Origin of the sequence: Malonomonas rubra (assembly GCF_003247215.1) — a bacterium.
In the GTDB taxonomy this organism is placed as follows: domain Bacteria; phylum Desulfobacterota; class Desulfuromonadia; order Desulfuromonadales; family Geopsychrobacteraceae; genus Malonomonas; species Malonomonas rubra_A.
In genome coordinates this window covers 1-7,067 of sequence record NZ_QKAP01000138.1, presented here as the reverse complement: position 1 = coordinate 7,067, position 7,067 = coordinate 1, and the positions used below count along the sequence as shown (strand labels likewise).

The following is a 7,067-nucleotide window of genomic DNA, read 5'->3' as shown; positions in this document are numbered from 1 at the left end:
TGCGATATTTCGGCAACCCGGCTGTCTGCGTGAGACCCTGTAGGCTTTCCGCCCCACCCTCGCGAGTGGTTTAGTATTATCGATTATCGTCAGCGTTAGACGACAAGGCACAAAAAAGCCGGCTTGCCGAATCTCTGCGATATTTCGGCAACCCGGCTGTCTGCGTGAGACCCTGTAGGCTTTCCGCCCCACCCTCGCGAGTGGTTTAGTATTATCGTGTATCGTTCTAATTTTGGAGGGACTATATTTTCGCAACAAAGCAATGTCAATAATTTTTTAAATGTTGAGTCCACAACTAAAGTTCTAGGTATTTGAAAAAACAGAACATATCTAGATAAAAATTTTTCTCTCTTCCATGTAAATCAGTACTCACCTCGAAAAAACACCTCCGAGTTATGAATAAAACCACTTCCGACATCGGAAAAATATTCATCTAAACGACTCAGCTTTCCCCTCTTTCCTCATTCAACACCAGCAGATAGCCATCCGGGTCGTGAAGCCAGAGTTCCCGACGTTGGTGCTCATAATCCTCCAATTCGTACAGCACCGGCCACTGGTAACGTTCGATGCTGTTACGAACGGCGCTCAAATCAGAGCAACTCAGTTCCAGCTGCATGCCAACCCCGAGTGGATGACGAGTCAGGTTCTGCAGCAGGGCCGGGTGCTGAGCTTCCATCACTTGCAGCGGCCGAAAAACAATACAGGCCGCTCCACAGCGCAGCAACAGGAAATCGGGCATTCTGTCACCAGCTTCGCTCCGTTGCGGATTCAACTGCAGGATTTCGCGGTAAAATTCTTCGGTCTGTTCCAGATCGGCGACCGCCAGAGTTAAGCTGAATTGCATGGCAAGTGTCCTATCGGTTTGCTTTTGTTTTCTTCTCTGTGTTTTAATCCGTCACGTTATGACAACAGCAGCAAAGAGTCGAGTCTTTCTTGCGTTCGGCGGCAACCTCGAAGATCCCCGTAACGCATTCACCGGGGCAATCCGGAAACTGCAACAGCACCCGCGCATTGAGTTGACCGCGGCATCAAGCCTGTACCGCACGCCGCCGACCGGTGGCCCAACCGGACAACCCGATTACCTGAACGCGGTGGTTGAACTGGCGACTGACTTGCCGGCGAATGAGCTGCTTGCCTTTTGCCACGAAATCGAAGATGCTGCCGGACGCACCCGGAACATCCGCTGGGAGGCTCGTACCCTCGATCTCGACCTGCTGTTTTACGACCAACTGGTTCAGAACTCAGCGGGGCTTTGCCTGCCGCACCCGCGACTGCAGCAGCGCCACTTCGTGCTGCTTCCGCTAGCGGAACTGGCAGCAGATTTCCGGCATCCGATTTTACAGCAGACCGTAGCGGAAATGCTTACCCTGCTGCCACCGGCAGCAGGGATCAGCCGCTTGCCAGATGAATGGATTGACCATGATTAAGTTACTTATTTTGATTTTGCTCGGTTTCGTCGGCTACTCCATGATCCAAGGCATAATCCGTCCGAGAGAGAAAAAAAGCGGCTGGAAAAAGCCGCGCAGCCGCTCTCACCAAGGGGAAGAGATGGTAGAGGATCCGCAGTGCGGCACTTTCATCCCGATCGGCGAGGCGGTTTCCGCCAACATCGACGGCAAGCAACTCTATTTTTGTTCGAAAAACTGCCTGAAAGAATACAAAAAAGCCCATAAGTAATCACTGACTGTCAGCCTGACAAGGAGCACCCAATGAAATTTTTTATCGATACCGCAGAAGTTGAAGAGATCCGCGCCGCCCACGAACTGGGTTTGGTCGACGGCGTCACCACCAACCCCTCGCTGATCGCCAAGAGCGGCCGCGACTTCAAAGAGGTGATCACCGAAATCACTCAGATCGTCGACGGCCCGATTTCGGCCGAGGTTATCGCCCTGGACGCCGAAGGGATGCTGAGCGAAGGGCGCGAACTGGAGAAGATTCACAAGAACATCGTCATCAAGGTGCCAATGACCACCGAAGGACTGAAGGCGACCAAGCAGTTTGCCACCGAAGGGATCAAGACCAACGTCACCCTGATCTTCTCGCCGCTTCAGGCGCTGCTGGCGGCCAAGGCCGGAGCCAGCTACGTTTCGCCGTTCGTCGGCCGCCTCGACGATGTCGGCCACGAGGGGATGGAAGGGGTCGAGCAGATCCGCACCATTTACGACAACTACGGCTACGACACTGAGATCATCGTCGCCTCGATCCGCAACCCGCTGCATGTACTGAACGCCGGACTGATAGGCGCCGACATCTGTACAATCCCTTACAGTGTCATGACCCAGCTGGCCAAACACCCGCTGACCGATGTCGGCATCGAAAAGTTCCTCGCCGACTGGGAAAAGACCAAGTAACTAGGTTTTGCCGGACACTTTATTGAGAAAAGGGCACTGCGAAATTGATTTGCAGTGCCCTTTTCTTGTATTCGATATTAAGCAGCAGATTTTAGAAGCGGCCGTATTGCTCATCCAGTTGATCATTGCCACTCATAGCAAGTTCCAACTCACCTCCGACAACTACGGCTCACGTTAGCAGCCTCAAACAGAATCACTAACCGAGAGCGCTTTTTTAGTCGCTTAACTTGCCTCCTGCAGACTCCACGCTATAGTTGCCACAGTGATTTTTCATCGACATATCTTACCAAAACAATGGTAAGGCCACTTGACAATCTGCCGCAGAATCGTGTATACGCTCAAAAGCACTATAATTTCTCGCACCGGAAAATCTATTTGTTAGGTGCTGATATTTTTGTTGCAGATGCCTGCTGAAACCGATTTCAGTATTTAGTTCAATAACTGCAGAAACAGACCAGAGAAGAAAGGTGAGCCATGGATTTACACGAGTTTCAGGCCAAGGGATTGCTAAGAAATTACGGCGTACCGGTTCCTGATGGCGGGGTTGCCTCAACGGCCAGCGATGCATTGCGCGTCGCTAAGGAACTGAGGGGAGACGCCTGGGTCATCAAGGCTCAGGTACACGCCGGTGGCCGCGGCAAAGCAGGCGGAGTTAAGGTCGTTAACTCCTTCAGCGACGTCTACGACGTCGCCTCGCACATGCTGGGCATGAAAATCGTGACCAAACAGACTGGGCCGGAAGGCAAAATAGTTCGCCGCACCCTGATCGAAAAGGCCACCGATATCAAGCAGGAGATCTACCTGAGTTTTTTAGTCGACCGCGATTCTGAACAGCATATGATCATCGCCAGTGCAGAAGGCGGGATGGATATCGAAGAGGTCGCGGAAAAGAATCCGAACGCTATCGTCACCGAGCGAATCAACCCAGTGACCGGCATGGGCCTGTTCCTGGGGCGCAAGATTGCCAAGAAGATTGGTCTTGAATCCAGCCTGCTGAACAAGTTCGCCGATGTGGCCAACAAAATCTACAATGTCTTTGCCGACTTCGACGGCATGATGCTGGAGATCAATCCACTGGTGGTCACCGGTGACGGAGACATTGTCTGCCTCGACGCCAAAATGAACGTCGATGAGAACGCTCTCTACCGTCACCCGAAAATCGAAGAGATGAAAGACTATGGCGAACTGGAGCCGCAGGAAGTGCGCGCCTCGATCTTCGACCTTTCCTACGTCAGCATGGACGGCAACATCGGCTGTATGGTCAACGGCGCAGGATTAGCGATGGCGACCATGGACATCATCAAGTCGTTCGGCGGCGACCCGGCCAACTTCCTTGACGTCGGCGGCGGTGCCGACGTCAACAAGGTGCGCGAAGCGTTCAAGATCATCCTCACCGACCCGAAGGTCAAGGTCATCTTTGTCAACATCTTCGGCGGCATCGTCCGCTGCGACCTGATCGCCGAAGGTGTTCTGAAAGGTTCCGACGAGGTGCCGAGCGACCGCAGCATTGTCGTCCGCCTCGACGGAACCAACGTCGAGGAAGGACGTCGAATCCTCGAAGAGGGTGCCGCCAAGACCGGTCTCAACATCGTCACCGCCGATACCATGGCCGATGCGGCACAAAAAGCGGTCGAACTTGCTGCCGGAGAAGACTACAACCCGGAGAAAAAGAAAACCGCTGCCAAGGCGAAGGAGTAGATCGATGAGCATACTGGTTAACAACAGAACAAAAGTCGTCGTGCAGGGGCTGACCGGCTCGCAGGGGAAGTTCCACGCCCAGAAAATGAAAGAGTACGGTACCAACATTGTCGCCGGGGTCGTCCCCGGTCGTGGCGGCACAGAAGTTGATGGTACCCCAGTGTTCGACACCGTCGAGGAAGCGATCCGCCAGGCCGGCGCCAACGCCTCGATCGTCTACGTGCCGCCGGCCTACGCTGCCGACGCGGTGATCGAATCGGTCGATGCAAACCTAGATCTCTGCGTCTGCATCACCGAAGGCATCCCGGTCAAAGACATGATCAAGGTCAAGCGGCTGATGAAGACCAGCTCCTCCAAAACCATGCTGGTCGGCCCGAACTGTCCCGGCGTCATCACCCCCGGGGAATGCAAGATGGGCATCATGCCGGGCGAGATACACACCGCCGGCACCGTCGGCATCATTTCTAAATCGGGCACTCTAACCTACGAAGCAGTTAAGCAGGTCAGCGCCTTCGGTTACGGTCAGTCAACCTGTATCGGTATCGGTGGCGATCCGATCATCGGCCTGAAATATATCGACCTGCTGGAGATGTTTCAATTCGATGCACAGACCGAGTGCGTAGTGCTGATCGGTGAGATCGGCGGCCAAGCCGAAGTGAAGGCGGGTGAATGGATCAAGCAGAACTTTAACAAACCGGTGGTCAGCTTCATCGCTGGGCAGACCGCGCCGAAAGGTAAGCGGATGGGACATGCCGGAGCCATAATTTCCGGTGGTGACGATACTGCTGCCGCAAAAATGAAGGCACTAGAGAAATGCGGCGTGCACGTGGTCCAGTCGCCGGCCGACATCGGCAAAAAAGTTGCCGAGGTGCTCGGCAAGTAACCAATCTAAAGCAGTACTTGCGAAAGGACCGTTGTTGTTGCAGCGGTCCTTTTTTCTTGTCATCCGACCTGCAGCTATGCGGCAAAGCGGTGGAGATACACGCCTCTCAAATAAAACTGAAAAGAACCGGCTTGCCGTGACGCCGGTTCTTTTCAGTTTTGAAACCTTGACTTATCTCCTATTGACTTAGGACTTTGCTCCCGGCAAGCGCTGCTTCGAGCATTGCCAGTGAGGTCGACTCACCTCGTCCGGCGGCAACAACGTCCCCGGTATCAGGGTGCAGAATTAGATACTCAAAAAGTCCATCACACGATTTCCCGCTAAAACGATAAGGTGCTCCCAAACGCGATAAAACTTGCCAAGCATCCTGACAATCCTGCTCATTTAGATGGCCATCGCCCAATGACCAAAGCCGTGCGTCTATCAATCTCTGTTCCATAACCGCTCCCCATTTCATACAAAATACGACTTAGGGTAAAATTTAACCCAAATGTAATAATATCCATTTTAGGCTTTTCAGCACAAGCGATTTATCTGATTTTTTCTCTATGAAACAACTGCTTGAAAACATGCAAAATTTGCACGCTCTGCAAAAGGTGTGTATCCTAAGGCAATCAATTGGAGCAAAAGGGAATTTCATGGCAAACAGTTTTCAAAATCTGTTGGTTGTCGATGACGAACCTTCGATGCGACATATGTTGCGCTTGGTGTTGGAGCCGAACAACTACCGGGTCTGCGAAGCAGAAAACGGCAACCAGGCACTGGAAATGATCCGAAAGGAAAAGTTCGATGCCATCCTCTCCGACATCCGTATGCCGGACATGGATGGATTGAGCTTTCTAGATCAACCGATCGTCAAAACCCTCGACTGCACGATTATCATGATGAGCGCTTACGGCGGCATCGATATCGCTCTCGATTGCATGAAACGGGGCGCCTACGACTTCATTTCGAAACCGTTTAAACCGGACGAAGTCCTGCTAACTCTGCGTAAAGCGGAAGAACGCCAGCAGTTACGCGTCGAAAACGAGCAATTAAAAACAGCCCTGTCGAAACAGGAACAAGCCTTTTCCATCGACCGGATTATCCATGCCAGCAAATCGATGCAGCAGATGCTGCAGATGGTCAAAGCAGCTGCCGGAGCCGATTCACCGGTGCTGATCACAGGGGAAACCGGCACTGGTAAGGAACTGGTTGCCCGAGCCCTGCACAGTGAAAGCGGGCGCCAAGGCCAGTTTTTGGCGATCAACTGCAGCGCCATCACTTCCGGTTTGCTGGAAAGCGAACTGTTCGGCCACACCAAAGGGGCCTTTACCGGCGCAGACCGCGAGAAACAGGGACTCTTCTCGATCGCCAGCGGCGGCACCCTGTTCCTGGATGAGATAGCGGAAATGCCTCTCGAGCTGCAACCCAAGCTGTTGCGGGTGTTACAGGAGGGAGAAATCAGAAAAGTCGGCGCCACCCGCTCGGAGAAAATCAACACCCGTGTGGTGGCCGCGGCAGGAAGAGACTTGCAGGAAGCCGTTCAAAACAACCTTTTTCGCAATGACCTCTACTACCGCTTGGCTGTGGTCGATATCAACCTGCCACCGCTGCGCGAACGCCCAGAAGATATCATTCCTCTGGCAGAACATTTTCTGGCTACGCTCTGCCAGCAGGAAGGGCGCCAGCAACTGCAGCTGAGTACGGAGGACCGGAAAAAGCTGACCAGCTACCACTGGCCCGGCAATGTCCGAGAGCTGCAGAACTACTTGGAAAAGGGGCTTATTTTCAGTCAGGAAACGCTAGAGTTACCTCCTTTACGGATGCGTCAATCGCTATCTAAAGAGAGTGAACCAGAAGAATATTCGTTGAAAATCGCTTCGCAACGGCTGGAGAAGGAATACATCAGCAAAGCCCTTGCCAAAACCGACGGTAACCGCACGCAGGCAGCACAGCTGCTGGAAATCAGCCTCCGCTCCCTTATGTACAAGATCAAGGAATACAAGATCGAGTGAACTACCCCGCCGCAAGCGACGGAGCTTCCTGTTTCAACGAACCATGACTCGTAGACCGGCTCTTGCGAGCCGTTCCGCCGTCAGAGGATTCTCCACGGGCGTGACTTCGGGCAGTTCCTGCCCTAGAAAGAATATTGA

The 7,067-nt window shown here is 53.2% G+C and carries 8 protein-coding genes and 2 riboswitches; of the genes, 6 read left to right on the top strand and 2 right to left on the bottom strand.

Annotation, left to right across the window (positions count from 1 at the left end; all coding sequences use genetic code 11):
- Positions 1–8 precede the first annotated feature (8 nt).
- Positions 9–85, bottom strand: a riboswitch (cyclic di-GMP riboswitch).
- 58 nt (positions 86–143) lie between these two features.
- Positions 144–220, bottom strand: a riboswitch (cyclic di-GMP riboswitch).
- A gap of 222 nt (positions 221–442) precedes the next feature.
- A complete protein-coding gene (locus Q7J88_RS14250) occupies positions 443–844 on the bottom strand; it encodes a VOC family protein (RefSeq protein ID WP_303722904.1) in 402 nt (133 codons plus the stop codon).
- 58 nt (positions 845–902) lie between these two features.
- On the opposite strand from Q7J88_RS14250, the gene folK reads away from it, so the two are divergent.
- The 5 genes from folK (at position 903) to sucD (ending at position 4,932) form a co-directional block, all read left to right on the top strand.
- Entirely contained in the window at positions 903–1,427 is a 525-nt protein-coding gene (gene folK / locus Q7J88_RS14245; protein WP_303722903.1) for a 2-amino-4-hydroxy-6-hydroxymethyldihydropteridine diphosphokinase, read from the top strand.
- Positions 1,420–1,677, top strand: a complete 258-nt coding sequence (locus tag Q7J88_RS14240) for a hypothetical protein (RefSeq protein ID WP_303722902.1) — start codon at positions 1,420–1,422, stop codon at positions 1,675–1,677. Before folK ends, Q7J88_RS14240 begins: the two co-directional genes overlap by 8 nt.
- Before the next feature lie 32 nt (positions 1,678–1,709).
- Complete coding sequence (gene fsa / locus Q7J88_RS14235; RefSeq protein ID WP_303722901.1) at positions 1,710–2,351, top strand: fructose-6-phosphate aldolase; 642 nt, start codon at positions 1,710–1,712, stop codon at positions 2,349–2,351.
- A gap of 474 nt (positions 2,352–2,825) precedes the next feature.
- Positions 2,826–4,049: an ADP-forming succinate--CoA ligase subunit beta gene (sucC, locus tag Q7J88_RS14230; RefSeq protein WP_303722900.1), complete on the top strand. Its 1,224-nt coding sequence runs from the start codon at positions 2,826–2,828 to the stop codon at positions 4,047–4,049.
- Between the two features lie 4 nt (positions 4,050–4,053).
- A complete protein-coding gene (gene sucD, locus Q7J88_RS14225; RefSeq protein ID WP_303722899.1) occupies positions 4,054–4,932 on the top strand; it encodes a succinate--CoA ligase subunit alpha in 879 nt (292 codons plus the stop codon).
- 178 nt (positions 4,933–5,110) lie between these two features.
- Here the strand turns inward: sucD and Q7J88_RS14220 are convergent, their stop codons facing one another.
- Entirely contained in the window at positions 5,111–5,371 is a 261-nt protein-coding gene (locus tag Q7J88_RS14220) for a hypothetical protein (protein ID WP_303722898.1), read from the bottom strand.
- Positions 5,372–5,570: 199 nt separating this feature from the next.
- Between Q7J88_RS14220 and Q7J88_RS14215 the strand changes: the two genes are divergently transcribed.
- Positions 5,571–6,929 (top strand): sigma-54 dependent transcriptional regulator, encoded by a 1,359-nt coding sequence (locus Q7J88_RS14215; protein ID WP_303722897.1) that lies wholly within the window; start codon positions 5,571–5,573, stop codon positions 6,927–6,929.
- Positions 6,930–7,067: the final 138 nt, after the last annotated feature.